This window comes from Nocardia carnea NBRC 14403 (genome assembly GCF_000308515.1).
GTDB classification, from domain to species: Bacteria; Actinomycetota; Actinomycetes; order Mycobacteriales; family Mycobacteriaceae; genus Nocardia; species Nocardia carnea.
This window is the reverse complement of the sequence record NZ_BAFV01000088.1, coordinates 1-1051: the sequence shown is the minus strand read 5'-3', so window position 1 is coordinate 1051 and position 1051 is coordinate 1. Positions and strand designations below refer to the sequence as shown.

The following is a 1051-nucleotide window of genomic DNA, read 5'->3' as shown; positions in this document are numbered from 1 at the left end:
CCCTAGAGCGTGTTTTATAAGCCGCGGCCTGATAACCACAGGTTGATCGCGGCGACGCGGACGGTGGCCAGGTAGCGGACGGCGAGCTTGTCGTACCGGGTGGCCACTGCCCGGTGTTGTTTGAGGCGGTTGATCGTGCATTCCACGGCGTGCCGCAGGGCGTAGAGACCGAGCTCGAACGCGGGCGGTCGCCCACCGGAATGGCCTTTGGCCGCGCGGTTCGCGGCCTGGTCTGCCTTGATCGGGATAGTCGCCTTGATCCCGCGTCGCCGCAGGTAAGCACGGTTGGCTGCCGAAGAATAGGCTTTGTCGGCCAGGACCCGTTCCGGTCGCGACCGGGTACCACCGACCCCGAGCCGCGGTACCCGGATCTCGCCGAGCACGGTTGTGAACTGCGGGCAGTCGGCCCACTGGCCGGGCGTGACGACCAGGGCCAACGGTCGCTGGCCCTGGTCGGCGGCCAGGTGCAGCTTCGTGGTGAACCCGCCCCGCGACCGTCCGAGACCATGGTCGGCGGGTTCGTCGTCGAAGCCGCCCGCCGGCTCGGCTTGGCAGTGTGGGTCGCGGCGGGCACCGGCTGCGTGCTGGTGTGCTCGGGCGATGGTGGAGTCCACGCTGACCGTCCACTCGATCTCGCCTGCGGCGTCGGCGTGGGCTTGCAGCGCGGTCAGCATAGATTCCCACGTTCCGTCGCGCTGCCAGCGGCGGAACAGCCCGTACACGGTTTGCCACGGCCCGTAAACCGCTGGAATGTCACGCCATGGGCTGCCGGTCCGGATCCTCCAGCGAATCCCGTCGATCAACCGCCGTTTCGACCACCGCGGTGGCCGGCCCGGTTTCATACCGGCAGGTAGTAGCGGTTTCAGTTTTGCCCACTGGGTATCGGTCAGATCCGCACGGCACGTTGCCGTTACGCTGTTCAAGAGGTCTCCGGTTGGTTTCCGGTTGTGCTTGGTCGTTCAACCAACTACCGGAGACCTCGCTATATCACCAACTTCTCACCCGGACAACAGGTTCGGCCCCACAGCATCGGGCTTATGAAACACGCTCT

General features: G+C 66.1%; 1 protein-coding gene. It reads right to left on the bottom strand.

Annotated features, from left to right (window positions below):
* Positions 1 to 14: 14 nt before the first annotated feature.
* Positions 15 to 923, bottom strand: a complete 909-nt coding sequence (locus ON22_RS26620) for an IS5 family transposase (protein ID WP_033247772.1) — start codon at positions 921 to 923, stop codon at positions 15 to 17.
* Positions 924 to 1051 lie beyond the last annotated feature (128 nt).